This window comes from Desulfocurvus vexinensis DSM 17965 (assembly GCF_000519125.1).
Taxonomy (GTDB): domain Bacteria; phylum Desulfobacterota; class Desulfovibrionia; order Desulfovibrionales; family Desulfovibrionaceae; genus Desulfocurvus; species Desulfocurvus vexinensis.
In genome coordinates, this window is record NZ_JAEX01000001.1 from 570052 (window position 1) to 596860 (window position 26809).

Genomic DNA, 26809 nt, shown 5'->3' on the forward strand with positions numbered 1-26809 from the left:
GCTGTTGACAAGGGCGGTCAGGATGCATAGGTACTTTTCCGCGCCACGAGCGCCAGGAACGTGGGTCATTAGCTCAATTGGTAGAGCAGTGGACTCTTAATCCATTGGTTCGGGGTTCGAGTCCCTGATGGCCTACCACGATTTCCGAAGCCGCCCTCCCGCCGGGGGCGGCTTCCCTTTTGGGGCGCTGGCGCCGGGAAGGCCCCGGCTGGCGTCGATTTTCAGAAAGTGACGGGACGGCGACTTTTCCTGTTGACTTCCTCGGCCCCGGGGGATATTCAGGGCGTCCCAAACGGGAAACGTGGGTCATTAGCTCAATTGGTAGAGCAGTGGACTCTTAATCCATTGGTTCGGGGTTCGAGTCCCTGATGGCCTACCACGATTTCGTAGCCGCCTCCGCAAGGAGGCGGCTTTTTTCGTGCCCGGCGCGGCGGGGGGCTGGCGATGCGGGCGGCCAGGGGCCACGGGCGAGGCCGGGGGCGCGGGTCGCCAGATGCCATGGGCGCGGGTGCGCGGGCGGCTGGGGCAAACCCAGCCGCGAGAGCCAGGCCGCCGGGGCGGGCGGCTGGCGCGGGTGCGCGGGGCGGCTGGCTGAGGCCATCGACACGGCCAGGAAGACCCTGCTCGGACGGCTGGCGCAGGTGGGCCGGGGCCGGGCGGCCACGCGGGGGCGGTGCGGTCCGCAGTGGCAGGGGCAGGGCGGGGGATGTCGGTGGTGCGGGGCGGCTGGCGCAGCCAGGCCGGGGGCCGTGCGGGCCGCGCGGAGGATGCGTTGCGGGCGCTGCGGGCCGCTGCGGGGTGGAAGGGGAAAACAATTTTTATCCAAAGGAGTTAGAAAGAGTCTAGACATTCTCGATATGCCTTGCTAGGTTCGGAAAACCTGCAAGCTCCACTCCCCGGGGGCCCGGGCCACGGCGCGAACGGCCTGCTTCCGGGCACCGCCCGCCCGGGCACCGCCGGGGCCGTGCCGTCGGCTGCCGGAGGGCCGGGGATGCCGGTGGCCGGGGAGGTGGCGGGGGCGATTGCCGAAGTCGCCAGAGGTGCCGCCGGATGCCGGACGCGGCGCCGATTGCCGGGGATGCCGGATGCTGCGCCAGGGAGACTTCGAAGAGAGCCAAACGCGGGCGGGCGCCGCCCCGGGAGGAACTGCGCATGGACGACCGCACCGTACACGCCGCCCGGGCCGGGCGCGAGGCCGCCGCGCGCTTCGGGCGCCATGCCGGGCCCCCGCGCGAGGGCGCCGCGCCCGCGCCGGGGCTGGACCCGGCCCTGCCCGGCGCCCTGGCCAGCGTCATGGACCGCGTGGCGGGCGTGCTCGAAGGCCAGGCCGTGTACCGCCGCGAGATCGCCGCCTTGCAGGACGAGGTGGCCGGGCTGCGGGCCGCCCTGGCCCGGGCCGACGAGGCCCGCCTCCTGGCGCTGGCCGCCCAGGCCCGGGCCCGCGACGAGGGCGAAGCGGCCCTGCGCGCCGAGGCCCAGGCCCTGCGCGCCGAGAACGCCCGCCTGCGCGAATACGTGCGCCAGCGCATCGAGAAGGACAACCCCCTGCGCGCCCGGCCCGGGGACGCCTTCCTGGACCTGCCCCTGGTCATCCGCAGCGGGCGGGGCGAGTTTTTGGGCGTGGCGGGCCGCCAGCACGGCGCCTTCACCCTGCGGGCCCTGCTGGCGCTCATGCGCTCGAGCCAGCGCGCCGGGCGCGACGTGCAGCTCGGCTGGGAGCGCGAGCAGGAGCACTGGGTCCTGCGCGTGGCCGTGTGCGAGGCCGGGCGCGAGCAGCATCTGGTGCTCATGCTGCGCGGGACCGTGACCCCCAGCGGCAACCGCGTGGCCCGGCTGGAGCACATGATCGTGGACGGCAACGAGGCGCCCGACGGCGTGCTGGTGTCGCTCTTCCGCCAGATCAAGGACAGCTTCGACGCCTGACGGCTCCCGGCGCGGCGCCCCGCCGCAGGAAGGCGCAGGCAGGGCAGGCCCCGGCATACCGCAATGGTATGCCGGGGCCTGTCTTGTCCGCTTCCGGCGGGCTCAGTCCGTCTCTGCCTCCGGGTCTGGTCCGGCCCCGCCCGGCTCCGGGGGGGCGGCCACCACGCGGTTGCGCCCCGTGCGTTTGGCTTCGTACAGGGCGTCGTCGGCCAGCTTGAACAGGTTGTCCAGGGCCAAGCTGCCCCGGGTGGTGGCCATGCCGATGCTGATGGTCAGGCGCAGCTCCAGCTCCTGGTAGCGGACCACGAGGCGCTCCACATCGCTGCGGATGCGCTCGGCGATCTGCCGGGCGCTGTCCTCGCCGGTTTCGGGCAGCAGCACGGCGAATTCCTCGCCGCCCACGCGCCCCAGGACGTCCGTGCCGCGCAGCGCCCCGCCCACGCAGGCCACCAGGGCGCGCAGCACCTCGTCGCCCGCCGGGTGGCCGTGGGTGTCGTTGATGCGCTTGAAGTGGTCGATGTCGAGCATGAGCAGGCTCACGGGGCGGGGGTAGCGCTGCGTACGCAACAACTCGCGCCCGGCCAGCTCCATGAACTGGCGGCGGTTGGCCGCCCCGGTCAGCGAGTCGTGCGTGGCCAGCCGGCGCAGCACCTCTTCCATCTCGCGGCGGCGCGTGGTGTCGTGGGCCACGGCGTAGACCAGGCCCTCGTCCAGCAGGGCCAGGGCGTTCCAGCTCACCCAGCGGAAGGAGCCGTCCTTGCGGCGGAAGCGGCTCTCCTGGCCGAGCATATTCCTGCCCCGGGCCAGCTGGGCGAAGGTCTGGCGCACGGCGTCGGCGTCTTCGGGATGGGCGAAGGCGGCCCAGGGCAGCCCGAGCAGTTCGTTGCGCTCCCAGCCCAGGATGCGCGTCCAGGCGTCGTTGACCTTGCGGAAGCGGCCGTCGAGCCCGGCGACGCAGAGCATGTCCAGGGACACCTCGAAGAAGCGCTGCTGCTCTTGCTCGGCGCGCCTGCGCAGGGTGGCGTCCTGGAGCATGAGCACCAGCCCGGCGACCCCCTCTGCGGTGCGGTGGGGGATGCAGGAGGCGTCGAAGTGGTGCGTCTCGCCCCGGGCCGAGGTGAAGGGCAGCTCGAAGCGCTGGGCCCACCCGGCCAGGGCCCGCTGGCAGTGGGGCAGCACCAGGGCGCTGGTCTGCTCGCCGAGAACGGCGCGCAGGGAGCGCCCGACGATGTCCTCGGGGGTCAGGCGGAAGACCTCGCCGTGGTAGGCGTTGGCGAAGCGGTAGCGCAGGTCCTGGTCCAGGTAGGCGATAAGCGCCGGAGTGTGGTCCATGACCATCTGCACCAGCTCGCGGCGGCGGGCGGGGGCGTCGGCGTGCAGCGGGCAGAGGGTGGCGGCCTGGTCGGTCACGTCGGCCAGCAGCACCAGCGCCCCGCCCACGGGCTCGTCGATGTCCAGCAGCCGAGCCAGGGTCAGGGTGTAGGTCCGCGACCCGGCGGGGTCGCCGGGCCGGATCTGCTGGCGCAGGACGCTGCGCTCTCCGGCCAGGAAGGCCGCCACGGGAGCGGCCAGCCAGGGAATCAGCGCCGCCAGGGGAATGCCCCGCAGGCTGCTGCGGGTGCGCAGGCAATGGGCGCCCTGGCCATCGTCCCGGCCCGGGGCGTCGCCAGCGTGCAGGCTCCCGGGGGCCAGGGGGATGCCCAGGCGGGCGGCGGCGGCCAGGTTCAGGTGGCGCATCCGGCCCTGGCCGTCCACCAGCAGCAGCGGGTCGGGCAGGCTTTCCAGGGCGCTCAGGTACAGGTCGGCCTGGCGGCGCAGCTCGCGGTTGCCCGCGTGCAGTTCGGCCAGGGCCTCGTCGCCGTCCGGGGCGGTCCATTCCGTGCACAGGGCGATTTCGAAGGCGTCGAGGCAGCGGTGGACGAACAGCGCCCCGGGATGGGCGGCGTCCATGGGCAGGGGGCGTTCCTGGAGCAGCTCAAGCAGGGCCTGGCGCAACAGCTTGAGCAGCCCGAGGTACAGGCCCAGGCGGGCGCCGCTCCCGCGGTGCTCGCGGGCCTGGCGCGCGGCCAGGGCTTCCAGGGGCCCGGAGGCCGGGGCGCCGGGCGGGGCCGGGGGCGGGGGTTGGCCGTCGTAGTGCCGCGCCGTTTCCACGAGACAGGTGCAGACCGCGGCCACGGCCCGGCGCCAGGTGTCGGCCAGGGGCGAGACGTGCCGCGCTAAACCCCGTGCTGCGGCGTGGTGCAGCAGGCGCTCCATGATCCAGCCCTGGCTGTCGGCGAGCAGGGCGGGCAGGGTTGTCGGCTCGGGCCGTTCGGGCATGGGCCGCCTCGGGTCTGGCGTCGCCGTGGATGCGCGGCCTGCGCGGGGCGACGCCTTTCCCTTGAGTCTACCATGGTTGCGCAGGAAAGAAAACTGCGCCAGGGGCGGCACCCGGCTGTTCAGACCCGGGCGGGGGGGTGCACCAGGGCCAGGTGGACGAGCATCCTGTCGGGCGACAGGATTTCGGCCTGGCCGGGGGTGATGGCAAGGGCTCCGGGGTGTCCTTCGTTGATGGTCACGCGGGTCAGCACCCCCTGGAGGGTCGCCCCGCCCCGGGTGCCCACCAGCTCCAGCAGCAGCGTGGCGTTGACCAGCAGGGGGAAGGCCCAGCGGCAGGTGTGTTCCCTGCCGTCGGGCACGCCATGGTGGTTGTCGCTCACCGGCTGGCGGAAGGGTTGGCGGTAGCTCACGGTGGCCCGCAGGGTGCCATGGGCGCCCTCGGGCATGACCAGGGTCGCGCTGATCAGGGTCATGGGCGCGGCGGGCAGGGGCGGGCGCATGGCCGCCAGACGCGCCAGGTGGAAGGATTCGCCGATGCCGCCCAGAGCCAGGACCAGCCCGCCCAGGTGTTCGCGCAGCAGGCCCACGCCGCGGCGGTGCTCCGGGCCCAGGCCGCGTCCGCTCCGGGCATGCTGCGCCGCCAGCCGCCGGGCCAGCCGCCGCACCCCCCGGGCGGCGAGGGCGAACTCTTCCAGGAACGCGCGCAGGGGCGCCAGGGTCTCGCCGGGCGGGGCGGGCAGCACCGACCAGGGGCCGGGCGCCGGGGCCGGGGCCCGCAGCGGTTCCAGCGCCCGGAGCGCCCGAGTCAGCAGGGCGTCGGCCCGGGCCAGGATGGCGTCCGGAGCCAGGAGTTCGCCACCGCCCAGGGGCTGCTGGCGCGTCAGCATATCCAGGGGCTCGGCCAGCAGGGGGGATTTTGGGGTGGCCTCCTCCAGCAGCAGGCAGTGCTTGTGCATCTGTTCCAGCCTGCCCAGGCAGGAGTTGAGCCGCAGGAAGGGCGTCTCGTCGATGAGCGCGGCAAAGCCCTCGTGCTGGCGCAGGCGGTACAGGCCCGCGAGTTCGTCCTCCACCCCGGCGACGATGGCCTCCCAGGCAGGGGCGGGCAGGAGCGCCTCGGGGGCCAGACGCAGCCGGGCCCGGCTCTGGCGCTTGGCGCCCAGGGCCAGCAGCAGCCAGGAGCAGGCGGCCTCGGGGGGGCGCCCTGCGGCGGCCATGGCCCGGGCGGCGTCCGCGCAGCGGCGCGCCACGTCGGCCTCGCCGAGCGGGGGGCCGTCGCCCCCGGCCAGGGGCCCTGCGGTGAGCAGGTGGCGCGCCAGGCGCATGGCGGCCAGGCGGTGGGCCTGGGCCGAGGGGTGTTCGTCGGCCTTGGAGACGAACAGCCCCGGGTCCGCGCTGGCCGACTGGGGCCCGGTGAACTCCAGGGACAGGTCCAGGAAATCGATGCCCAGGGCCCGGGCCTCGCCCGCGATCTGGGCGGCCACGCGCCTGTCGGTGGGGCATTCGCCGGTGACGGACCAGAAGCACAGCACCAGGGGCACCCCGGCGGCGTCCAGCCCGGCCTTGAATCCGGCCAGGGCCCGGCGGAACAGGGGGAAGACCGGGCCCTGCGGGTCCCAGTTGCGGTCCAGGTGCTCCAGGTAGCTCCGGCCCTCGGGCGTGCAGTACAGCTCCGCGTCGTTGTTGCACAGGGTCAGGATCACGAGGTCCGGCGCCATGGCCGCCCCGCGCAGATTGAACCCGGACACGCTGTCGTGCAGCGAATGGCCGCAGGCCCCGAGGTTGACCACCTCCACGGCCCGCTCCCAGCAGAAGCGGTTCAGGTGCTCCTCCAGCACCGCCGGGTAGGCCTCGTGGGGCAGCACGCCCTGGCCGAAGGTCAGCGAATCGCCCAGGCACAGGACGCGGGTCACGCCCTCGGGCTTGCGCGCGGTGTTCCAGTAGCTTCGGTGGCCCAGGCTCTGCATGGTGTGGTCCGGCGGCCCTAGTGGGGGTAGATGTACTCGACGACGAACCGCTCGGGGTCGTCCTGCGGGGGCAGCAGGTCGGCGCTGTCGGCCAGCAGGCGCAGGGCCTGGGCCAGCCACGCCGGGGCCGGGGACTGGGCGCTTTCCAGTTCGCGGGCCTTGGCCAGCAGGGCCTCGCGGTCGAAATGGCTTTCGCTCATGGCTAGAACCCCTTGTCTGCCAGGTAGTTGCCCATGACCAGGAAGTCCAGGTCCGTCTTCAGGAAACAGCGGCAGGCGTCCTGCGGGGTGCAGACGATGGGCTCGCCGCGGATGTTGAAGCTGGTGTTCATGACCACCGGCACCCCGGTCAGGGCTTCGAAGGCCGTGATCAGGCGGTGCAGGCGCGGGTTGTCGGCGGGGCTGACGGTCTGCACCCGGGCGCTGTTGTCGCAGTGGGTCACGGCGGGGATGCGCGCGTCCATGCCCGGGCGCACCTGCGGCGCCAGGAGCATGTAGGGGCTCGGGGCGTCGAGGTCGAACCACTGCCCGGCGCGCTCTGCGAGCACCGCCGGGGCGAAGGGCCGGAAGTCCTCGCGGAACTTGATGCGGGAGTTGACGATGTCCTTCATGGCCGGGTTGGTGGCGTTGGCCAGGATGCTGCGGTTGCCCAGGGCCCGGGGGCCGAACTCCATGCGCCCCTGGAACCAGCCCACGATCTGGTCGCGGGCGATGAGCTCCGCCGTGCGCCGCAACAGGGCCTCGTCGTCCAGGCGCTGGAAGGGCAGCCCGGCGGCGCGCAGGGCGGCCTCGATGGCTTCGTTGCCGAAGGCGGGGCCGAGCAGGGGGCTGTGCGGCGCCAGGGGCCGGGCCTCGTCGCGCCCGTGCCAGTAGCAGTACAGGGCCGCGCCCATGCTGCCGCCGCCGTCCGCCGCCGCCGGGGGCACGTGCAGGGCCGTGAAGGGCGACTCGCGCAGCACCCGGGTGTTGGCCACGCAGTTCAGGGCCAGCCCCCCGGCCAGGCACAGGGCGTCCATGCCGCCGCTGGCCTCGTGCAGCGAGGCGGCCAGGGCGACCATGGCCTGTTCCGTGAGCGCCTGCACCGAGGCCGCGAGGTCCATGTGGCGCCGCGTCAGGGGGGCGTCGGGCGTCCGGGGCGGGCCCAGCAGCTCCTCGAAACGCCGGGAATGCATGCGCCGGGTGTCGTGGGTGAAGTCGAAATAGCCGAGGTTCAGGCGGAAGCTGCCGTCGGGGCCCTGGCGGAAGACGCGCGCGAGCTGGTCCATGTACGTCGGCTGGCCGTAGGAGGCCAGGCCCATGACCTTGTACTCGTCGTTGTTGACCTTGACGCCCAGAAACCCCGTGACGGCGCTGTAGAGCATGCCCAGGGAGTGGGGGTAGCGGATCTCGCGCAGGCGGCGGATGGTGTTGCCCTCGGCCACGAACTGGACGGTGGAGGCCCATTCGCCCACGGCGTCCACGGTCATCAGCGCGGCGGCGGGGAAGGGCGAGGTGAAATAGGCGCAGGCCGCGTGGGCGAGGTGGTGGTCGCAGTAGCGCACGGGCCCCGCGTAGCCCAGGCGCGCCGCCAGCACGCGCTCCATGAACAGCCGCTCGTGCAGGAACAAGGAGAGCTGGCGCGCCACGGAGCCTTCGGACAGGCCGCGCCAGGTGCGGCCCGTGGCCAGCAGGCGCTCGAGCTTGCGCAGGGGTTTTTCGTAGAAGCAGACGGCGTCCACCTGGGCGATGTCCAGCCCGCCCGCGTCCAGGCAGTGGCGGATGGCGGCCTCGGGAAAGCGGCTGTCGTGCTTCTTGCGCGTGAAGCGCTCCTCCTCGGCGGCCGCGACGATGGCGCCGTCGCGCACGAGGGTGGCCGAGGCGTCGTGGAAATAGCAGGAGATGCCAAGGACGTTCATGGCCGCGCCCTAGTACTGGCTGTCCAGGTCGCAGGATGGGTCGTCGGCGTCCAGCCACGAGGAGCTGGCGTCGAAGGCCGTGTCCAGCTCCGTGGCGGCGAGGTCGAAGAGTCCTTCGAGCAGGGCGGCCAGGGCCTGGCCGGGGGCATCGTCCTGATGCATGGCGTCCTCCTTCCTGGGGGGCGGATGCGTTGCCGCCGGGCTGGCGGCCTGCCGGAAACATGCACGGAACATGCCGGGCATGTTTCCGGCGCGGGGTCAGCTTGCCCGGGCGGGGCTCATGGCTCGTCCTGGCGCAGCGGCGGCAGGAAGGCCGGGTCGTCCAGGGATACGATCTTCTTGCCTATGGAATTGTAGATGCGCACGTCCTCGTGGGTGCGCTTGAGCCGGTAGGCCCGGCCCTTGATGGCGATGATCTTCTCGTCCTCCAGGGGGATCTTGTCGATCCAGCGCGCGCAGTCGCGGCAGGCGTCCACCTCGTCGAAGCGGCCCTGCTCGTGGCACTCGAAGGTCCGGATGCGCTCCAGGGAGAGGAACATGTCCTCGAAATTCTGAGCGCGCAGGTTGCCCGCCTGGACGAAGCCGCACTGGCAGCCGATGGTGTCGCCGCCGGAATTCACCGCGAAACAGCCCGGCAGCCGCGGGCAGAAGAGCCGCGGCCCGGTGTACCTGCCCTCGTGCTCGGCGCGCGTTTCGCCGTGCACGGGCATGTAGCGCTGGATCCATACGTCGTCGGCCCTGGGGGCCCAGTATTCGCAAAAGGCCTTCCAGTCGTTCCTGTTGAACGGCGAGTGGCACAGCGAGACGGTGATGTGCGGCTTGGGCTTCATCCGCCTGCACTGGACGATGAAATTCTCCACGTTGCGGACCACGCGGTCGTACATGCCCTTCTGGCGGATGGCCGCGTAGGTCTCTTCCGAGGCCGCGTCGATGCTGATGTGCAGCTCGTTCAGGTTGGCCTCCAGCAGGGCCTGAGCCCGCTCGCCGTGGAGCATGGAGCCGTTGGTGGTCAGCCGGGTGCTGTAGCCGAAGCGGGTGATTTCGCGGATCACGGCGTGGAAGTCGGGGTGGATGAGGGGTTCCCCGCCGCCCTGGGGGTGGATGATGATCCGCCGCCGGTCGTAGCGGATGCCGTAGGCCTGCTCCATGATGCGCAGCCCGCGCTCGACCTTGTGGATGTACTCCCTGGCTTCCTCGAAAGGCATGTATTTGCGGATGTCGTGCTCGTCGGTCCAGCGGTGGGCGGCGAACCCGCAGTGGGCGCAGCGGTAGTTGCAGAAGTTGGTGATGTCCAGATAGACCACGCTCAACCGGAAGAAGCGCTCCACGTCGGCCAGCCGGGCCTGGATGAGCTTGCCGCGCTCGATGATGTCCTGCGGGCCCAGGGCCTGGGGCTGGGCATCTGCGGCCGCGCGGGCGGCGGCGTCGGCCTCTTCCAGGGCGCTCAGGCGGGCCTGGCCTTCGCCCTCGGGGTCCAGCTCGATGACGCGGCAGAAGGCGTTGACGGCCTTCTCGCGGTCGCCCAGCTCCTGGTAGAGCAGGCCGAGGTCGAGCCAGACCGGGGCGGGCTTGCTGCGGTCGCTGTAGGCCTGCTCCAGGTACTGCGCGGCCTGGGCCGGGGAGGGCAGGGCCCGGGCCTGCTCCTGTTCGGGATAGGACGGGGCGGTGATGGAATTCATGGGCTTCTCCTGGAAGGATGCTCGGTTGCGGAACCCGGGGCGGCGTGGAAGGTCACGCAGGTGGCCTCCAGGGCGGACGCGGGCAGGTGCCTGTAGGGCGGGGCCAGCAGCGGGCGGATGGCCGCCAGGGCCGCCGGGTCCGTGGCGTGGATTTCCGTGCGCCAGCCGCCGAATCCGGCCCCGGCCAGGGCCTGTTCGTAGTCGGCCACGCGCCAGCGGTTGAGCAGGCAGGGCGCGCGCGGCGACAGGGCGCGTTGCCACAGCCACTCGGGAAAAGTCAGCATGATGAACGGGTTGTGGTCGCGCTCGTGGCTGGTGAGGTCCACGCAGTGGGCCATGGCTCCGCCGGGGCGCAGCCAGGCCCGCAAGGCCAGGAACACGGCGCGCGGATCGGCCACATGCTCCAGCACGGAGCCGCTGTAGATCAGGTCCACCCGGCCATCGGGGCGCGGGACGGGCAGGGTTTCGATGCTGCCGCGCAGCAGGGTCAGGCGTGCCTGGGCCTCGGCCCAGGGCAGGCCCGCGCGCTGGCATTCGGCCCGCAGGCGGCGCTGGTGGCCGGGGTGATCGGCCGGTGCGAGCTGCGGGTCGGCCAGCACGACCCGGGCGAACCCGGCCCCCAGCAGGTGCACGCCCTCCAGGGCGTAGCGCCCGCAGCCCAAAAGCAGCAGGCTCGTTGCGGCGGGCGCGCGGCCCTGGCGCGCGGCCAGGTCGAGCAGCTCCGCCGCCAGGGCCCGGGGCCGGGCCTCGCCCGCGTTGGTCCGCCCGGGGCGCACGAGGTCCAGGGCGCGCAGGGCCGCAGGCGGCAGAAGCCGCCGCAGCAGCGCCTTGGCTGTGAAGCGTATCCGGGCCTGGGGGGGCATGGGCTGGGGTGGTCCTCCTGCGGTCCCGGAGCTTCGGGGCCGGGGTCGTTTGTGCCGGTATGCGGTTTTTCGCAGAAAATGCATGAATCGTTCCAGGCCGGGCAAGCCCGGGCGGGCGCCGCCCGCGCGCACTTCCCCCGGGGGCGGTGTCGGTGCCTTGACGCCGTCCGCCCGGGGCCGTACCCTGCGCCGCGCAGCACTTCATACAGCCACAGGACGGCCATGCTCAAGCACACGTTCTGCCATATCCCGCGCGTGGGCGTGGGCACCGAGGAAAAATACTGGAGCCGGGGCCTGGCCTGCTGGGACGACGCCCTGGCCGCCCCGGAAACGGGCCCGCGCGCCCTGGGCCCCCGCGCGGCCTGGGTCCGCCAGCACCTGGAGCTGTCGCGCCAGCGGCTGGCGGCGGGCGACGCGCTGTGGTTCGCCCGGCAGCTGCCCTCCGGGCAGGACTGGCGGCTGTTCGCCGACTTCCGCCACGGCGCGGCCTACGTGGACATCGAAACCACCGGCCTGTCGCACGACGGAGGGGACCACATCACCACCATCGCCCTGTACGGCGGCGGGCGCGTGCGCACCTACGTCCATGGCCGCGACCTGGAGCGCTTCGCCGATGACATCCAGGCCTTTTCCCTGCTGGTGACCTTCAACGGCAAGAGCTTCGACGTGCCCTTTCTGCGGCGCGAGCTGGGCCTGAAGCTGGACATGGCCCATATCGACCTGCGCCATGTCATGAAGCGCGTGGGCCTGTCGGGCGGGCTCAAGGCCATCGAGCGCCAGCTCGGCCTGTCGCGCGACGGGCTGGACGGCGTGGACGGCTATTTCGCCGTGCTGCTGTGGCACGAATACCAGACCACGGGCAATCCGGCGGCCCTGGAGACCCTTTTGGCCTACAACGCCGCCGACGTGGTCGGCCTGGAGCCGCTCATGGTCCACGCCTGGAACGCCCTGGCGGGAGCGACGCCCCACGGCGTGGCCCTGGCCCTGCCCGCGCCCCCGGCCCCCGCGCCCCTGCCCCATAGGCCGGACCCGGCCCTGGTGGCCGCCCTGCGGCGGCGCTACGGGCTGTAGCCCCGGCGGGGGCGCGAAAAAGGCCGTCCGGGCGTTCCCCTGCGGGAGCCCGGGCGGCCTTTTTCGTCCTGCGGCGCGCGGCGCGGCCTCAGGCCGGGGCGTCTTCGCGCAGGTCCTCGGAGAAGGATTGCAGGTTGCAGCGCAGGCTTTCGAGCAGGGCCACGCTGTCGCGGACCCGGGCCTCGGGGATGCCGCCGTACAGGGCCTTGTTCAGCCGCTGCATGGCGTCCATGAAGATCCGCACGAATTCCTGGGCCTTGGGTTCCATGGACACCAGCTTGATGCGCCGGTCCAGGGGCGAGACCGCGCGGCGCACCCAGCCGTCGCGCTCCAGGGCGTCGATGATGCGCACCAGGGTCGCGCCCTCGATGTCCATGCGCAGGGCCAGTTCCTTCTGGGACAGGGGCTCCAGGGCGTCCTTGAGGATGGCCAGGGCCATCCAGCGCGAGCTGCTCATGCCGTAGGGCTTGAACATCTCGTCCATGGTCTGGCGCAGCTCGCGGGCGAAGAGGATGGCGTTCATGGCGTGGGCCTTGAAAAGCGGGGTGACGCCGGTGGTCGGGGGGCAGGTGTCCATGGTGCTCCTTGGTCGGGGGCGCCGGGCCCCGGGTTTGCCCGCTGCGGCGCCCCGCCCGGAGGAGTGTCGGGCGGGACGCCGGTCGCGGGGGGTCAGCCGTCGCCCTTGGGGCGGCGGCGGAGCCGTTCCGTGAGGCCGATGATGGTCTTGTAGAAGGTCGGGATGAAGAACGGCGCGATGAACGTCGCCGCGAGCATCCCGCCGATGACGCCGGTGCCGATGGCGTGGCGGCTGGCCGCGCCCGCGCCGCTGCTGATGGCCAGGGGCAGGCAGCCCAGGATGAAGGCCAGCGAGGTCATGACGATGGGCCGGAAGCGCAGCTCGGCGGCCTTGGCGGCGGCCTCGGCGATGCCCATGCCCGACTTGTGCTGCTGCACGGCGAACTCCACGATGAGAATGGCGTTCTTGGAAGCCAGGCCGACCAGGGTCACCAGGGCGATCTGCAGGTAGGTGTCGTTGGACAGCCCGCGCAGCAGGGTGGCCCCGGCGGCGCCGAACAGCGCGAAGGGCACCACCAGGATCACCGCCAGGGGCAGGGTCCAGCGCTCGTACTGCGCCGCCAGGATCAGGAAGACCATCAGCAGGCCGAGCAGCAGCACGGTGAGCGAGGTGCCGCCCGTAGCGCGCTCCTGGTAGGCCGAGCCGGTCCAGGCCAGGTGGTAGGTCTCGGGCAGCTCGGCGCGGGTGACCTCCTCCAGGGCGTCCATGGCCTGGCCGGAGCTGTAGCCCGGGGCCGGGCTGGCCATGACCTTGGCCGCCGGGAACACGTTGAAGCGCTCCACCACCTCGGGGCCGGTGGTGCGCTCCACCGTGGCCAGCACCGTCAGGGGGATCATCCGGCCCGTGTCCGAGCGTACGTACACGTCGGCGAGGTCATCGGGGTTGTCGCGGAACTCCCCGCGCGACTGGAGCTGGACCTTGAAGGTCCGGCCCATGCGGTTGAAGTCGTTGATGTAGTAGGCGCCGAAGGTGGCCTGCATGGTCTCGAACACGCGGTCGATGGGCACGCCCATGGCCCGGGCGCGGTCACGGTCGAGCACCACGTTGATCTGCGGCGCGTTGACGCTGAACATGGCCTGCACGCTGCCCAGCTCGGGGCGGGTGCGGGCCTTGGCCACCAGCTCGTTGACCCGCGCGGCCAGCTCGGTCAGGCTGTTGCCGCCGCGGTCCTGCACGTAGCCCTCCACGCCGCCGGTGTTGCTCATGCCCATGATGGGCGGCAGGTTGAAGGCCAGCACGAAGGCGTCGGTGATGGAGGCGCCCGCGCCGAAGGTCATGCCGATGACTTGGTCCACCGTGGGGCCTTTCTTGCGCTCGTCCCAGGGGGCGAGGGTCACGAAGGCCGTGCCGGTGTTGGTCTTCATGGCGCCGGAGAGCAGGTCCAGCCCGGTCAGGGTCATGATGCCGTCCACCCCGGGGGCCTTGAGCATCGTGCCGGCCAGGGCGTCCATGGCGGCCTCGGTGCGCGAGAGCGAGGCGCCCTCGGGCAGCATGGTTACGGACAGGATGTTGCCCTTGTCCTCCTCGGGCACCAGGGCGTGGGGCAGGGCGGCGAACATGCGCCAGGACACCACGCACAGCACGGCGAAGAGGGCGAAGGCCAGCAGCGAGCGCTTGAGCAGCAGGCGCACGCCCGCCGTGTAGCCCGCCGTGAGCCGCGTGAAGAAGCGCTCGAAGAGCAAAAGCGGCAGGATGGGCTGGCGGTGCTCGTTTTTCAGCAAAAGCGCGCACAGGGCCGGGGTCAGGGTCAGGGCCACGATGCCCGAGATGATCACCGACACGGCGATGGTCACCGCGAACTGGCGGTACATCTCGCCCGACAGCCCGCCCATGAAGGCCACGGGAATGAACACCGAGCACAGCACCAGCACGATGGCCACCACCGCGCCGCTGACCTCGCCCATGGCCTTGATGGTCGCTTCCTTGGGCGGCAGGAACTCGGTTTTCATCACCCGTTCCACGTTCTCGATGACCACGATGGCGTCGTCCACCACGATGCCGATGGCCAGCACCAGGCCGAACAGGGTCAGGGTGTTGATGCTGAAGCCCAGGGCGTACATGCCCGCGAAGGTGCCGATGATGGACACCGGCACGGCCAGCAGCGGGATGAGGGTCGCCCGCCAGTTGTGCAGGAAGATGAAGATGATCAGCGACACCAGCAGGAAGGCTTCGATGAGCGTCTGCTGCACCTCCTGCACCGAGATGCGCACGAAGGTCGTGGTGTTGTAGGGCACGGAGTAGCCGATGCCGTCGGGGAACTGGGCCGAGAGGCGCTCCATGGCGGCGATGACGCGGTCGGCGGTTTCCAGGGCGTTGGCGCCCGGGGCGAGGTAGACGCCCATGGCCGCCGCGGCCTTGCCGTCGCGCTTGCTGACCATGTTGTAGCTCTGGGCGCCGAGTTCGACCTCGGCCACATCGCGCAGGCGCAGGAAGCTGCCGTCCTCGTTGGCACGCAGGATGATGTCCGCGAACTGTTCGGGGTCCACCATGCGGCCCTGGGTGGTCACGGTGTAGGTCATCTCCACCGGGGCATCCAGGGGCTCGCTGCCGATGGACCCGGCGGCGAACTGGGCGTTCTGCTCGCCCACGGCGGCGGCCACATCCGAGGGCGTGAGGCCCATGGCGGCCAGCTTGTCGGGGCGCAGCCAGATGCGGATGGAGTAGTCGCGCGAGCCGAAGACCATGGCGTCGCCCACGCCGGGGATGCGCTTGAGCTCATCGATGACGTTGACCAGGGCGTAGTTGCTGACGTCCACCGCGTCGTAGCGCCCGTCGCCGGACTCCATGGCCAGGACCATGAGCATGCTCGACGACTTCTTGCTCACGGTGACGCCCTGGCGGCGGACCTCCTCGGGCAGGGACGACTCGGCGGCCTGCACGCGGTTGTTGACGTTGATGGTGTTCTGGTCGGGGTCGGTGCCGACCTCGAAGCTCACGGTGATGGTCAGGCTGCCGTCGCCCGCGCTCACCGAGCGCATGTAGAGCATGTTGTCCACGCCGTTGATCTTCTGCTCCAGGGGCGCGGCCACGGTCTGGGCGATGGTCTCGGCGCTGGCGCCCGGGTAGCGGGCCGACACCTGCACCTCGGGCGGCACGATGTCGGGGAACTCCGCGATGGGCAGGACGCGCAGGGACAGGGCGCCCGCCAGGACGATGAACAGCGAGACGACCGTCGCGAAGATCGGCCTGTTGATGAAAAAGCGCGAGAACATCAGCCGTTGCCCTGCCCGTTGTTGGCGCCGGGGGCCGCGGGGGTCTCGTCGATGACGGCGACCTTGGCCCCGGGGCGGACCTTGATCACGCCCTCGGCCACGATGGTCTGCCCGGCGCTGAGCCCGCCCTCGACCACGAAGCTGTCGCCCACGGCGCGGCCCAGGGCCACGGGCACGGGCGAGGCGGCGTTTTCGGCGTCGAGCACATAGACCAGGGGCGCGTCCTTGGTAAAGAGCACCGCGCGCTGGGGCACGAGCAGCACGTCCTTGAGCACCATGCCCTCGACCATGACCCGCGCGTAGCCCCCGGGCAGCACGAGCCCGTCGGGGTTGGGCAGGGTGGCGCGGAAGCTCACGGTGCCGGTCTGCGGGTCTTCGCGGCTGTCGGCGAAGCCGATGCGCCCGGTGTGCTCGTAGATGCTGCCGTCGGAGAGCTTCAGGCGCACGGTCATGCCGCCCTCGGGCACGGCCAGCCGGCCCTCGGCCTCCAGGCGCTTGTCGCGCAGCACCTGGCTGCCGGGCACGGAGAAGTTCACGTACAGTGGGTCCACCTGGGTGATGGTGGTCAGCAGGCTGTTGCCGCCCACGCTGACCAGGCTGCCCTCGGACATGGACTCCTTGCTGGTCACGCCCGAGATGGGCGCGCGGACCTCGGTGCGGCCCAGGGTGATGGACGTCTCGCGCACGGCGGCCTCGGCGGCCTCCACGGCGGCGCTGGCCTGGTCGAAGGCGGTCACGGCGTCGTCGCGCTCCTGGGCGCTGACCACGCCCTGGGCGAACAGGGCCTCGGTGCGCTCGCGGTCCACCTGGGCCAGCTCCATGGTCGCGCGCAGGCGCTTGAGCTCGCCCCGGGCCTGCTCGTTGCTGGCGCTGGCGGAGTCGGGCTCGATGCGGAAGAGCAGGTCGCCCTTGCGCACGTAGGCGCCCTCCACATAGGTGCGCTCCAGCAGGATGCCGCCCACCTGGGCATGGACCTCGACATCGCGCGAGCCGGTGATCTGGGCGGCGAATTCGCTGGTCAGGGGCAGGTCGGCGCTGGCCAGGGTCAGGGCGCGGACCCGGGGCGCGGGCGGGGCGGACGCTGCACCCGCCTGGGGCTTGTCGCCGCAGCCAGCCAGGGCGGCGGCCAGGGCGATGGTGAGCAGCAGGGCGGACAGGCGCCGGAGCGCCGGGGAAGCAATGCGCGGCATGGACGGTGACTCCTCTGCGGGGAAGGTTCTCTCGCACGCAAATAGTTAGCGTGCTATTTGATAGGGGTGCAGGTAATCTCTTTTGCGAGCCCTGGCAAGGGGGGAGCGGGGGCTTTTGCCCTGCTGGAACAAGGCAACTAGCTGGAGAGGTTGGAAATATTTTTTGAGGACCTGGCGGTCAGGACCCGGCGGAGCGCAGGGGGTGGCTCTGGCCGCCGTAGAGCACGCGCGTCAGCTCGCCCCCGGGGCCGAACACGGCGGTGATGACGAAGGGCGTCTGCCTGCGGCCCGCCAGCAGGCGCATGGGCGGGGCCGTGGAGTGGAAGCGCACGTCGGAGAAGTGCACGGCGCGTTCGGCGCCCGGGTCCGGCGAGGCGGGGGCGGGCTCCATGGCCGGGTGGCGGGCGAACCAGGCCCAGGTGGCGAACACCGGGGCCTCGCGGGTCAGCCGCTCCAGCAGGGCCGGGTCGGCGCGGGTGAAGGCGTCGAACTCCAGGGGGCGGCTGGCGGCGGGCAGGGCGGTGGTCGTGCCCACCAGCAGCCGGTCGCCGTCCTGCACGGTGACCTTCCAGTAGATGGGCGTCAGGGCGTCGGGGGCGACCTCGAAGGGGCGGCCCTCCAGGCCCTGGGCCGCCAGCACCCCGGGCACGGCTGCGGCCACGGCGGCGCGCACGCCGTGGCAGGCCAGGGGGTAGGCCACCAGCAGCGCGAGCCCGGCCACGGCCAGGCGCCGCCCCGGCTCGCCCCGGGCCCCCCTGCGCAGGGAGAGGCCGAACAGGGCCAGGGCCCCCAGGGTCAGGAAGGGGTCGATGATGAACACGCTGCCCCAGGCAAAGCGCGTGTCGTCAAAGGGCGCCAGGAGCTGGGTGCCGTAGGTGGTGATCACGTCCAGCCACAGGTGCAGCCCCAGCAGGGCCAGGGCCAGCAGGAAGGTCTTAAGCGGCGCGAAGGCCCTGCCGAAAAGTCGGAAGACCCCGGTGAGCAGCAGCGCCTGGACCACGATGCCCGCCAGGGAGTGGGTCACGCCGCGGTGGTGGCGCAGGTAGGCCTCGGGGCCCAGGCCCACGAAGTTGTCGATGTCGGGCAGCCAGGCGGCCAGCACGCACAGGGCGTAGGCCGCGCGGGTGCCCAGGCGGTCCGCCGCGGCGCGCCCGGCCAGCGCGCCGGAGACGATGTGTGTTACCGGATCCATGGCCGGGGTGTATCCCACCCGGCGGGGCCGTGGCAAGACGGCCCGGCGGCGGGCCCCGGGCGTCCTTGACCAGGAGGCGGCGATATGTTCATGAATGCACCTTTGCGGTGGAGGTTTTCGACCATGATGCACAAGGTGCTGGACATGGCGGGCGGCCCGTGCCGGGCCCTGGACGCCGTGATCTTCGACTTCGGCGGCGTGCTGGCCGAGGAGGGCTTCTTCGAGGGCTTCCGGGCCATCGCCGCGCGCCACGGCATGGACCCCGGCGGGCTGGCCGAGACGGCGGTGGACGTGGTGCGCCGGGGCGGCTACGTGGAGGGCCGGGTCAGCGAGGCCGAGTTCTGGGAGGAACTGCGCGCGCGCACGGGCATCGCCGAGCCCGACGCCGCCCTGCGCCGCGAGCTGCTCTCGCGCTTCGTGCCGCGCGACTTCATGTTCACCCGGGTGGACAAGCTGCGTGGCGCCGGGTACAAGGTGGCCATCCTGAGCGACCAGACCAACTGGCTTGAGGAACTGGACGCCGCCCACGGCTTCTACCGCCGCTTCGACCTGGTGCTCAACAGCTACCGCCTGGGCAAGACCAAGAAGGACCCCACGCTGTTCGACGACGTGGTGGCCGCCCTGGGGGTGGAGCCGGGCCGGGCGCTGTTCATCGACGATTTCGAGGGCCACATCCGCCGCGCCCGCGAGCGGGGGCTGCTGGCCATCCACTACACGGGCCGCCAGGATTTCGAGCGTCAGTTCAGGAAATTCTGCCCCGGCCTGGAGGGCTGAGATGAAAAGACCGTCCGTCGGCATCACCCCGGAAGGCATTCCCGCCATAGGCCTCGCGGCCTTCTTCACCCTGGTCCTGGCCATCCTGGACTGCGTGACCGGCACGGCCATCGGCCTGGCGCTCACGGCTTTTGCCGTGAATTTTTTCCGCGACCCCGAGCGCTACCCCTCGCCCGAGCCGGGCGTGGCCGTGTCGCCCGCCGACGGCAAGGTGGTCAAGGCCGGGCTTGCGCGCGACCCCTTCACCGGGCAGGAACGCAAGGTCGTGTGCATCTTCATGAACGTCTTTGACGTGCACGTGAACCGCATGCCCGTGGCGGGCACGGTGGAGCGCCTGAAATACCACCCCGGCAAGTTCCTGAACGCCAGCCTGGACAAGGCCAGCGAGGACAACGAGCGCATGTCCCTGGACATCCGCGGCGCCGAGGGCGGCCAGTGGAGCGTGGTGCAGATCGCGGGGCTCATCGCCCGGCGCATCGTCTGCCGCGTGGAGCCCGGCGACACCCTGGGCCGGGGCGAGCGCTTCGGGATGATCAAGTTCGGCTCCAGGGTTGACCTTTACCTGCCCGATGCCTATGACATAGCAGTGCACGTCGGGGAACGGGTCCTCGCCGGGCAGACCATCATCGCCCGCCGCAAGGGCGGGCGCACGCAAGAGTGACGCGGACCATGAACGAGCCCAAGGACAGACCGTTCCATAAGGGTGTCTACATCCTGCCGAACATGCTCACCACGGCGAGCCTGTTCTCCGGGTTTTTGGGCATCATGTGGGCCATCCAGGGCCAGTTCGAGGCCTGCGCGCTGGCCATCCTGGTCAGCGCCCTGTTCGACGGCATGGACGGCAAGGTCGCCCGGCTCACCGGCTCCACCAGCGAATTCGGCGTACAGTACGACTCCCTGGCCGATCTGGTGGCCTTCGGCGTGACCCCAGCCATCATGATGTACCAGTGGCAGCTGCACGCCTACGGGCGGCTGGGGCTCATGGCCGCCTTCCTGCTGGTGGTCTGCGGGGCGCTGCGGCTGGCGCGCTTCAACGTCAACTCCTCCACCTCGTCCAAGAAGCATTTCATCGGCCTGCCCATCCCGGCCCAGGGCTGCGTCATGGCCACCCTGGTGCTCTTCGAGCCCTTCGCCCCCGGGTTCGTTGCCACGCATCTGCCCGAGGCGGCCCTGGTCCTGGCCTACGGCCTGTCCTTCCTCATGGTCAGCCGCGTGCGCTACGCCGCCTTCAAGGAATACGATTTCGTCAAGGCCCACCCGTTCAGCAGCATGGTCACCGTGATCCTGCTCTTCGTGCTGGTCGCCTCGCAGCCCAAGGCCCTGGGCTTCCTGATCCTGTTCGGCTACGTGCTCTCCGGGCCTATCCACACTTACTATCTGCTCCTACGCCGCCCCCATATCCTACGGGAGCGGACTCGCACGCACTCGTAGCGCCACGGCGCACCTCCTTCCCCTCGGTCCACCACCAGGGCGGCGCGCGCCGGGCGCGGCGCCCGGAACGCCTGTTTTCCCTCCGGGTGCCACCGGCAGATTCCCGACATCGCCACCACCACCAGCGGCGCGCCGCCGGGCCCCGCCCGGGCCGCCCGCCGCAAGGCACATCAAGGAGATACCCATGTCCGACCGCGTCTATTTCTTCGACACCACGTTGCGCGACGGCGAACAGTCCCCGGGCTGCACCATGAACCTGCGCGAGAAGGTCCGCCTGGCGCGCCAGCTCGACACCCTGGGCGTGGACATCATCGAGGCCGGGTTCCCGGCGGCCAGCGAGGGCGATTTCGAGTCCGTGCGGGCCATCGCGGACGCCGTGGAGCGCGCCCAGGTGGCCGGGCTGGCCCGGGCCCTGCCCCAGGACATCGACCGCGCCTTCGACGCCGTGCGCGGCGCGCGCAACCCGCGCATCCACACCTTCATCGCCACCAGCCCGCTGCACATGAAGCACAAGCTGGGCAAGGCCCCGGACCAGGTGCTGGCCATGGCCGAGCGCGCCGTGCGCCACGCCGCGAGCCTCACGCCCAACGTGGAGTTCTCCGCCGAGGACGCCTCGCGCTCCGAGCGGCCCTTCCTGGCCGAGATCTGCCAGCTGGCCATCGAATGCGGCGCCCGGGTCATCAACATTCCCGACACCGTGGGCTACGCCCAGCCCGGCGAATTCGCCGAGCTGATCGCCTTCCTCATGGAAACGGTGCCCAATGCCTCGCAGGCCGTGTTCTCCGTGCATTGCCACAACGACCTCGGGCTGGCCGTGGCCAACACCCTGGCCGCCGTGCGCGCCGGGGCGCGCCAGGTGGAGGTCACCCTCTCGGGTATCGGCGAGCGCGCGGGCAACGCGGCCCTGGAGGAGGTGGTCATGAACATGCGCACCCGGCCCGCGTACTACCCCGTGAGCCACGGCATCATCACCGAGCAGCTCTTCCCGGCCAACCGCATGCTCTCGCGCATCATCGGCCGGCCCATCCCGGCCACCAAGGCCGTGGTCGGCGACAACGCCTTCGCCCACGAGTCGGGCATCCACCAGGACGGCGTGCTCAAGCACCGCGAGACCTACGAGATCATGACCCCCGAGAGCGTCGGGCGCTCGGGCACGGACATGGTCATGGGCAAGCATTCGGGCCGCCACGCCGTGAAATCCAAGGTCGAGGCCATGGGCTTCCGGCTGTCCGACGCCGAGGTGGACGTGGTTGCGGGCGCCGTCAAGAGGCTGGCGGACATCAAGAAAAAGATATACGACGAGGACGTCGAGGCCATCGTGCTCGAAGAGGTCTTCCGCATCCCCGACAAGTACCGCCTCAAGCACCTGCACATCCAGTCCGGCACCATCAGCGTGCCGCCCACGGCGGCGGTGATCATGGAAGTGGACGGGCAGGAGCGGAAGCTCGCGACCTTCGGCGTGGGCCCGGTGGACGCGGTGTTCAACACCATTGCCGAGATCATCGGCAAGCGGCCCACCCTGGAGCAGTACCTCGTCAACGCCATCACCGACGGCACCGACGCCCAGGGCGAAGTGACCGTGAAGATCGAGCACGGCGGCCAGCGCGCCGTGGGCCGCGGCACCGACGCCGACATCATCGTCGCCAGCGCCAAGGCCCTGCTCAACGCCTTGAACCGCCTGGAAAAGAAAAGAGAGGACAAGTAGATGCCCCAGACCCTGGCCCAGAAAATCCTGCAAAACCAATGCGCCGAGGCCGTGGGCGAGGCCGGGAGCATCGCGCGCTGCCGCGTGTCCCTGGTGCTGGCCAACGACATCACCGCGCCCCTGGCCATCAAGAGCTTCGAGGCCATGGGCGCCCGCGCGGTGTTCCACAAGGAGCGGGTCGCCCTGGTCTGCGACCATTTCACGCCCAACAAGGACATCGACTCCGCCGAGCAGGTCAAGGCCGTGCGCGAGTTCGCCCGGCGCATGGGCGTGGTCCACTACTACGAGGGCGGCGATGTGGGCGTGGAGCACGCGCTGCTGCCCGAGCTGGGGCTGGTCGGCCCCGGCGACGTGGTGGTCGGCGCCGACAGCCATACCTGCACCTACGGCGGCCTGGGCGCCTTCGCCACGGGCATGGGCTCCACGGACATCGCTGCGGCCATGGCCCTGGGCGAGACGTGGTTCAAGGTGCCGCCGACCATCCGCGTGCAGATCGACGGCACCCCCGGCGCGTATGTGGGCGGCAAGGACTACATCCTGCGGATCATCGGCGAGATCGGCGTGGCCGGGGCGCTCTACAAGGCCCTGGAATTCGGCGGCGCTGCGGTAGAGGCGCTGACCGTCGAGGGCCGCATGACCATGGCCAACATGGCCATCGAGGCCGGGGGCAAGGTCGGGCTGTTCGAGGCCGACGCCAGGACCCTGGCCTACGCCGCCGCCGCCGGGCGCACGGGCGACGCCGCCCTGGCGCCGGACCCCGGCGCGGCCTACGAGCGCACCGTGCGCCTGGACGTGACGGGCATGGAGCCCCAGGTGGCCTGCCCGCACCTGCCCGAGAACGTGCGCCCCGTGTCCGAGGTGCGCGGCGTGGCCGTCCATCAGTCGGTCATCGGCTCGTGCACCAACGGGCGCATCGAGGACCTGCGCGAGGCCGCCGCCGTGCTGCGCGGCCGCCGGGTGGCCCGGGGCGTGCGGCTCATCGTGCTGCCCGCCACTCCGCGCATCTGGCGCCAGGCCCTGGCCGAAGGCCTGCTGGAAATCTTCATGGACGCCGGGGCCGTGGTCGGCCCGCCCACCTGCGGGCCGTGCCTGGGCGGGCATATGGGCATCCTGGCCAGTGGCGAGCGGACCATCGCCACCACCAACCGCAACTTCAAGGGGCGCATGGGCAGCCTGGAGTCCGAGGTCTACCTCAGCGGGCCCGCCGTGGCCGCCGCCTCGGCCGTTGTCGGCGCCATCGCCAGCCCGGCGGACCTCTAGGACGGAGACGCGACAATGCAATACACCGGCACCGCCCACGCCGTGGGCGCCAATATCGACACCGATGCCATCATCCCGGCGCGCTTTCTGGTTACCACCGACGAGGCGCAGCTCGGGGCCAACTGCATGGAGGGCCTGGAGGCGGGCTGGGTTGCCCGGGTCCGCCCCGGGGACATCATGGTCGCCGGGCCCAACTTCGGCTGCGGCTCCTCGCGCGAGCACGCGCCCATCGCCATCAAGGGCGCGGGCATCCCCGTGGTCGTGGCCCACAGCTTCGCACGCATCTTCTACCGCAACGGCTTCAACATGGGCCTGGTGCTCATCGAGGTCGGCGACGGCTACGCCCAGCTTGGCGACGGCAGCCGCATCGAGGTGGACACCGACGCGGGGGTGGTCCGCAACCTGGACACCGGGGCCGAGGTCCGCTGCCAGCCCGTGCCGCCGTTCATGCAGCAGATCCTCGACGCCGGGGGCCTGGTGGGCTACGTGGGCCAGCGCCTGGCCGGGGAGGCCCGCTAGCCATGCGCAAGACCATCTGCATCCTGCCCGGCGACGGCATCGGCCCGGAGATCATGGCCCAGGCCCGCAAGGTCCTGGACCGCCTGGGCGCGCGCCAGGGCTGCACGTTCGCCTGCACCGAGGCGCTCATCGGCGGCGCGGCCATCGACGCCACGGGCGGCCCCCTGCCCGGGGACACGGTGGCGGCCTGCAAGGCGGCGGACGCCGTGCTGCTGGGCGCCGTGGGCGGCCCCAAATGGGACACCATCGACCCCGCCATCCGCCCCGAGCGCGGCCTTTTGGGCATCCGCAAGGCCCTGGGCCTGTTCGCCAACCTGCGCCCGGCCAAGCTTTTCCCGCAGCTGCGCCGGGCCTGCTTCCTGCGCCCCGACATCGTGGCCGACGGCCTGGACGTGATGGTCGTGCGCGAGCTGACCGGCGGGGCCTACTTCGGCGAGCCCCGGGGCGTGGAGGTGCGCGACGGCGTGCGCGTGGGCTACAATACCATGATCTACGACGAGCACGAGGTGGCGCGCATCGCGCGGGTGGCCTTCGAGGCCGCCATGCGCCGCTCGCGGCGGCTGTGCTCGGTGGACAAGGCCAACGTCCTCGACGTGTCGCGCCTGTGGCGCGAGGTGGTCATCGAGACCGCCCGCGACTACCCCGAGGTCGCGCTCTCGCACATGTATGTGGACAACGCGGCCATGCAGCTGGTGCGCGACCCCGCGCAGTTCGACGTGCTGGTCACCGAGAACCTGTTCGGCGACATCCTCTCCGACGAGGCCGGGTGCATCACCGGGTCCATCGGCATGCTGCCTTCGGCGTCGCTGGGTGCGGACGGGCCGGGGCTCTACGAGCCCATCCACGGCTCGGCGCCGGACATCGCCGGGCAGGACAGGGCCAACCCCCTGGCGACCATCCTCTCGGTGGCCATGATGCTGCGCCACTCCCTGGACATGCCCGCCGCCGCCGACGCCGTGGAGGCCGCCGTGTCCGCCGTGCTCGACGCGGGCTGGCGCACGGGCGATATCCGCGAGGAGGGCTGCCGCATGGCCGGGTGCGAGAAAATGGGTGACCTTGTGGCCGAAAAGCTGTAGAAGCGGTGCGGCGCGAGCCCGCATATTGCCAGCAAACCCGAGACCCGGGAGGCCGCGCGGCCTCCCGGGTCCTTCTTCGTCAGCCGCCCCAGCCGGGCGCATGTGAGCCATGTCCAGAATCAGCATCCAGTCCCTGTCCAAGTCCTTTGGCGGGCGCGACCTGTTCCAGGCCTTTTCCCTGGAGGTCACGCCCGGCATGCGGCTGGCCGTGGTCGGCCCCAACGGCTGCGGCAAGTCCACCTTCCTGCGCATCCTGGCCGGCGTCGAGGACCCCGACTCCGGAACGGTGTCCATGCCCAAGGACGCGCAGCTCGGCTACTCCAAGCAGGAGCTGGCCGAGCGCGACCTGGGCGAGTCCGTGACCAGCTGGGTCATGGAGGGGCTGCCCTCGTGGGGCGACTTCTGGGAGCGCTGGGAGGCCGCCACCCGCGCCGGGGACAAGCCCGCCCTGGGCGCCCTGGCCCAGGAGCAGGCCCACCTGGAGCACGTGTGCGGCTACAACCCCGAGCACAAGGCCCGGGCCGTGCTCTCGGGCCTGGGCTTCACCGCCGCGCAGCTGGGCAGCCCGCTGCGCGAGCTGTCCGGCGGCTGGCGCGAGCGGGCCAAGCTGGCGCGCATCCTGGTGGAGGGCGCGGGCGTGCTGCTGCTCGACGAACCCACCAACCACCTGGACCTGGAGGCCGTGGAGTGGCTCGAGGACTACCTCAAGGCCTTCGAGGGCGCCCTGGTCTTCGTGGCCCACGACCGCATGCTCCTGGACCGCGTGTCCACCCACGTGCTGTTCCTGGGCGGGGTCAAGCCCGTGGTGCGCAAGGGCACCTTCACCCAGTTCTGGGCCTGGATGGACGAGACCGAGGAGCAGCGCCGCCGCGCCGAGCAGCGCGTGCAGGACGACATCGCCAAGAAGATGGACTTCGTGCGCCGCTTCCAGGTCAAGGCCACCAAGGCCCGCCAGGCCAACAGCATGAAGAAGCAGGTGGCCAAGCTGGAAAAAGAGCTCGAAGGCGTGCGCGCCGAGCCCAAGGCCAAGGAACTGAAGTTCGCCTGGCCCGCGCCCGAGCGCGGCAACAAGACCGTGCTCTCGGCCATCGGCGTGCAGGTGGCCTATTCCGGCGGCACGAGCCTGTGGCGGCCCCTGGATTTCCACATCTACGCGGGCCAGAAGATCGCCCTGGCCGGGCCCAACGGCTGCGGCAAGACCACGCTCCTGCGGGCCATCACCGGCCAGCTGGCGCCCAGCGCCGGGGCCATCGAGGTCGGCTCCAAGATGCGCGTGGGCTATTTTTCTCAGCACCAGGCCGAGACCCTGAACCTCGACCGCACCGTGCTCGGCGAGATCCGCCGCCTGTCCGACCCGCGCACCACCGAGGAGGAGCTGCGCAGCGTGCTCGGCCTGTTCATGCTGCCCGAATCGTTCTGGGACCGTGAGGTCCGCGAGCTGTCCGGCGGCGAGAAGAACCGGCTGATCCTGGCCACGCTGTTCCTCAAGCGGGCCAACTTCCTGGTGCTGGACGAACCCACCAACCACCTGGACCTGGAAAGCCGCGACGCGCTCATCAAGGCCCTGTGCGACTACGAGGGCACCATCCTCATGGTCGCCCACGACCGGCACCTGATGAGCGCCGTGGCCCGCGAGGTCTGGTGGCTGAAGCCTGAGGGCATCGAGACCTTCCCCGACGGCTTCGAGGGCTATGACCGCGCCCGGCGCGCGGCCCTGGAGCCCGCCTGCGCGCCCCAGGCCGAGGCCGTGCGCCGGGGCAACCGCGCCGACGCCAAAGAGGCCAAGCGCCGCCAGGCCGAGGCCCGCAACGCGCTGTACAAGAAGCTGCGCCCGCTCCAGGAGCGCTACGCCGCCAAGGAGGCCGAGCTGGAAACGCTGCTGGCCGAGCAGGGCGAGGTGGAGCAGACCCTGGCCGACCCCGAGGTCTACGCCGACGCGGGGCGCTCCGCAGGGCTCATGAAGCGTTTCGCGGAGTTGCAGGGGCTGACGGAAAAGCTCGTGGAGGCCATGGACGCGCTGGAAGGGCAGATCGCGGCCCTGGAGACCGAGCGCGAAGCCCTGGGCGAGGGCTGCTAGCGCGCCGCGCCCGCGAAAGACGGGCATGTTTGTTCTGCAACGCCTTGGGTCAAAGGCTTTTGGTGCTCAACCCCCTGGCGTCA

At 71.3% G+C, this 26809-nt stretch carries 21 protein-coding genes and 2 tRNA genes; 12 read left to right on the top strand and 11 right to left on the bottom strand.

Going from position 1 to position 26809, the window contains the following annotated elements; translation table 11 throughout:
• Positions 1 to 62 precede the first annotated feature (62 nt).
• The 3 genes from G495_RS0102660 (at position 63) to G495_RS0102670 (ending at position 1923) form a co-directional block, all read left to right on the top strand.
• Positions 63 to 138 (top strand) — tRNA-Lys (locus tag G495_RS0102660).
• A 165-nt stretch (positions 139 to 303) separates the two neighbouring features.
• Positions 304 to 379 (top strand) — tRNA-Lys (locus G495_RS0102665).
• Between the two features lie 773 nt (positions 380 to 1152).
• Positions 1153 to 1923, top strand: a complete 771-nt coding sequence (locus G495_RS0102670; protein ID WP_028586543.1) for a hypothetical protein — start codon at positions 1153 to 1155, stop codon at positions 1921 to 1923.
• 102 nt (positions 1924 to 2025) lie between these two features.
• On the opposite strand, the gene G495_RS20120 is transcribed toward G495_RS0102670, so the two are convergent.
• From G495_RS20120 to G495_RS20125, 7 genes are all read right to left on the bottom strand, one after another.
• Positions 2026 to 4242, bottom strand: coding sequence for a sensor domain-containing diguanylate cyclase (locus G495_RS20120; RefSeq protein ID WP_051444988.1), 2217 nt, complete (start codon positions 4240 to 4242; stop codon positions 2026 to 2028).
• Between the two features lie 119 nt (positions 4243 to 4361).
• Positions 4362 to 6206, bottom strand: coding sequence for an SGNH/GDSL hydrolase family protein (locus G495_RS22725; RefSeq protein ID WP_028586544.1), 1845 nt, complete (start codon positions 6204 to 6206; stop codon positions 4362 to 4364).
• Between the two features lie 17 nt (positions 6207 to 6223).
• Positions 6224 to 6406: a hypothetical protein gene (locus tag G495_RS0102685; RefSeq protein WP_028586545.1), complete on the bottom strand. Its 183-nt coding sequence runs from the start codon at positions 6404 to 6406 to the stop codon at positions 6224 to 6226.
• A gap of 2 nt (positions 6407 to 6408) precedes the next feature.
• Positions 6409 to 8100, bottom strand: coding sequence for a carbamoyltransferase family protein (locus G495_RS17250; protein WP_035250521.1), 1692 nt, complete (start codon positions 8098 to 8100; stop codon positions 6409 to 6411).
• Positions 8101 to 8109: 9 nt separating this feature from the next.
• Positions 8110 to 8262, bottom strand: coding sequence for a hypothetical protein (locus G495_RS21550; RefSeq protein WP_156939548.1), 153 nt, complete (start codon positions 8260 to 8262; stop codon positions 8110 to 8112).
• 116 nt (positions 8263 to 8378) lie between these two features.
• Complete coding sequence (locus G495_RS0102700) at positions 8379 to 9779, bottom strand: radical SAM protein (RefSeq protein WP_028586546.1); 1401 nt, start codon at positions 9777 to 9779, stop codon at positions 8379 to 8381.
• Positions 9776 to 10642 (bottom strand): class I SAM-dependent methyltransferase, encoded by an 867-nt coding sequence (locus G495_RS20125; RefSeq protein WP_051444989.1) that lies wholly within the window; start codon positions 10640 to 10642, stop codon positions 9776 to 9778. Before G495_RS20125 ends, G495_RS0102700 begins: the two co-directional genes overlap by 4 nt.
• A 222-nt stretch (positions 10643 to 10864) precedes the next feature.
• Here G495_RS20125 and G495_RS0102710 point away from each other — a divergent pair, with 222 nt between their 5' ends.
• On the top strand, positions 10865 to 11713 hold the full coding sequence (locus G495_RS0102710) for a ribonuclease H-like domain-containing protein (RefSeq protein WP_028586547.1): 849 nt from the start codon (positions 10865 to 10867) through the stop codon (positions 11711 to 11713).
• 88 nt (positions 11714 to 11801) lie between these two features.
• Here the strand turns inward: G495_RS0102710 and G495_RS20130 are convergent, their stop codons facing one another.
• From G495_RS20130 to G495_RS0102730, 4 genes are all read right to left on the bottom strand, one after another.
• Positions 11802 to 12290: a MarR family winged helix-turn-helix transcriptional regulator gene (locus G495_RS20130; RefSeq protein WP_051444990.1), complete on the bottom strand. Its 489-nt coding sequence runs from the start codon at positions 12288 to 12290 to the stop codon at positions 11802 to 11804.
• 92 nt (positions 12291 to 12382) lie between these two features.
• The gene (locus tag G495_RS0102720; RefSeq protein WP_028586548.1) at positions 12383 to 15502 is read right to left on the bottom strand and encodes an efflux RND transporter permease subunit; all 3120 of its coding nucleotides are present in this window, start codon (positions 15500 to 15502) and stop codon (positions 12383 to 12385) included.
• Positions 15502 to 16692, bottom strand: coding sequence for an efflux RND transporter periplasmic adaptor subunit (locus tag G495_RS17265; protein ID WP_035250524.1), 1191 nt, complete (start codon positions 16690 to 16692; stop codon positions 15502 to 15504). Before G495_RS17265 ends, G495_RS0102720 begins: the two co-directional genes overlap by 1 nt.
• A gap of 178 nt (positions 16693 to 16870) precedes the next feature.
• Positions 16871 to 17884: a metal-dependent hydrolase gene (locus tag G495_RS0102730; protein ID WP_028586549.1), complete on the bottom strand. Its 1014-nt coding sequence runs from the start codon at positions 17882 to 17884 to the stop codon at positions 16871 to 16873.
• A 123-nt stretch (positions 17885 to 18007) separates the two neighbouring features.
• On the opposite strand from G495_RS0102730, the gene G495_RS17270 reads away from it, so the two are divergent.
• From G495_RS17270 to abc-f, 8 genes are all read left to right on the top strand, one after another.
• Complete coding sequence (locus tag G495_RS17270) at positions 18008 to 18658, top strand: HAD family hydrolase (protein ID WP_051444992.1); 651 nt, start codon at positions 18008 to 18010, stop codon at positions 18656 to 18658.
• A 1-nt stretch (position 18659) separates the two neighbouring features.
• The gene (locus tag G495_RS0102740) at positions 18660 to 19319 is read left to right on the top strand and encodes a phosphatidylserine decarboxylase family protein (RefSeq protein WP_028586550.1); all 660 of its coding nucleotides are present in this window, start codon (positions 18660 to 18662) and stop codon (positions 19317 to 19319) included.
• A gap of 8 nt (positions 19320 to 19327) precedes the next feature.
• Positions 19328 to 20089 carry a CDP-diacylglycerol--serine O-phosphatidyltransferase gene (gene pssA / locus G495_RS0102745; protein ID WP_028586551.1) on the top strand — a complete coding sequence of 254 codons (762 nt, stop codon included), beginning with the start codon at positions 19328 to 19330 and terminating at the stop codon, positions 20087 to 20089.
• Between the two features lie 184 nt (positions 20090 to 20273).
• Positions 20274 to 21794 carry a 2-isopropylmalate synthase gene (locus G495_RS0102750; protein WP_028586552.1) on the top strand — a complete coding sequence of 507 codons (1521 nt, stop codon included), beginning with the start codon at positions 20274 to 20276 and terminating at the stop codon, positions 21792 to 21794.
• On the top strand, positions 21795 to 23054 hold the full coding sequence (locus tag G495_RS0102755; RefSeq protein ID WP_028586553.1) for a 3-isopropylmalate dehydratase large subunit: 1260 nt from the start codon (positions 21795 to 21797) through the stop codon (positions 23052 to 23054).
• Between the two features lie 15 nt (positions 23055 to 23069).
• Positions 23070 to 23573 (top strand): 3-isopropylmalate dehydratase small subunit, encoded by a 504-nt coding sequence (locus tag G495_RS0102760; protein WP_028586554.1) that lies wholly within the window; start codon positions 23070 to 23072, stop codon positions 23571 to 23573.
• A 2-nt stretch (positions 23574 to 23575) separates the two neighbouring features.
• The gene (gene leuB, locus G495_RS0102765) at positions 23576 to 24649 is read left to right on the top strand and encodes a 3-isopropylmalate dehydrogenase (RefSeq protein WP_028586555.1); all 1074 of its coding nucleotides are present in this window, start codon (positions 23576 to 23578) and stop codon (positions 24647 to 24649) included.
• A gap of 109 nt (positions 24650 to 24758) precedes the next feature.
• A complete protein-coding gene (abc-f, locus tag G495_RS0102770; RefSeq protein ID WP_028586556.1) occupies positions 24759 to 26726 on the top strand; it encodes a ribosomal protection-like ABC-F family protein in 1968 nt (655 codons plus the stop codon).
• The last annotated feature ends 83 nt before the right edge of the window (positions 26727 to 26809 follow it).

Bases quoted from the DNA above. Each gene is read 5' to 3' on its own strand.
- G495_RS0102670 (WP_028586543.1), top strand. From the start codon at position 1,153: ATGGACGACCGCACCGTACACGCCGCCCGGGCCGGGCGCGAGGCCGCC.
- G495_RS20120 (WP_051444988.1), bottom strand. From the start codon at position 4,242: ATGCCCGAACGGCCCGAGCCGACAACCCTGCCCGCCCTGCTCGCCGAC.
- G495_RS22725 (WP_028586544.1), bottom strand. From the start codon at position 6,206: ATGCAGAGCCTGGGCCACCGAAGCTACTGGAACACCGCGCGCAAGCCC.
- G495_RS0102685 (WP_028586545.1), bottom strand. From the start codon at position 6,406: ATGAGCGAAAGCCATTTCGACCGCGAGGCCCTGCTGGCCAAGGCCCGC.
- G495_RS17250 (WP_035250521.1), bottom strand. From the start codon at position 8,100: ATGAACGTCCTTGGCATCTCCTGCTATTTCCACGACGCCTCGGCCACC.
- G495_RS21550 (WP_156939548.1), bottom strand. From the start codon at position 8,262: ATGCATCAGGACGATGCCCCCGGCCAGGCCCTGGCCGCCCTGCTCGAA.
- G495_RS0102700 (WP_028586546.1), bottom strand. From the start codon at position 9,779: ATGAATTCCATCACCGCCCCGTCCTATCCCGAACAGGAGCAGGCCCGG.
- G495_RS20125 (WP_051444989.1), bottom strand. From the start codon at position 10,642: ATGCCCCCCCAGGCCCGGATACGCTTCACAGCCAAGGCGCTGCTGCGG.
- G495_RS0102710 (WP_028586547.1), top strand. From the start codon at position 10,865: ATGCTCAAGCACACGTTCTGCCATATCCCGCGCGTGGGCGTGGGCACC.
- G495_RS20130 (WP_051444990.1), bottom strand. From the start codon at position 12,290: ATGGACACCTGCCCCCCGACCACCGGCGTCACCCCGCTTTTCAAGGCC.
- G495_RS0102720 (WP_028586548.1), bottom strand. From the start codon at position 15,502: ATGTTCTCGCGCTTTTTCATCAACAGGCCGATCTTCGCGACGGTCGTC.
- G495_RS17265 (WP_035250524.1), bottom strand. From the start codon at position 16,692: ATGCCGCGCATTGCTTCCCCGGCGCTCCGGCGCCTGTCCGCCCTGCTG.
- G495_RS0102730 (WP_028586549.1), bottom strand. From the start codon at position 17,884: ATGGATCCGGTAACACACATCGTCTCCGGCGCGCTGGCCGGGCGCGCC.
- G495_RS17270 (WP_051444992.1), top strand. From the start codon at position 18,008: ATGATGCACAAGGTGCTGGACATGGCGGGCGGCCCGTGCCGGGCCCTG.
- G495_RS0102740 (WP_028586550.1), top strand. From the start codon at position 18,660: ATGAAAAGACCGTCCGTCGGCATCACCCCGGAAGGCATTCCCGCCATA.
- pssA (WP_028586551.1), top strand. From the start codon at position 19,328: ATGAACGAGCCCAAGGACAGACCGTTCCATAAGGGTGTCTACATCCTG.
- G495_RS0102750 (WP_028586552.1), top strand. From the start codon at position 20,274: ATGTCCGACCGCGTCTATTTCTTCGACACCACGTTGCGCGACGGCGAA.
- G495_RS0102755 (WP_028586553.1), top strand. From the start codon at position 21,795: ATGCCCCAGACCCTGGCCCAGAAAATCCTGCAAAACCAATGCGCCGAG.
- G495_RS0102760 (WP_028586554.1), top strand. From the start codon at position 23,070: ATGCAATACACCGGCACCGCCCACGCCGTGGGCGCCAATATCGACACC.
- leuB (WP_028586555.1), top strand. From the start codon at position 23,576: ATGCGCAAGACCATCTGCATCCTGCCCGGCGACGGCATCGGCCCGGAG.
- abc-f (WP_028586556.1), top strand. From the start codon at position 24,759: ATGTCCAGAATCAGCATCCAGTCCCTGTCCAAGTCCTTTGGCGGGCGC.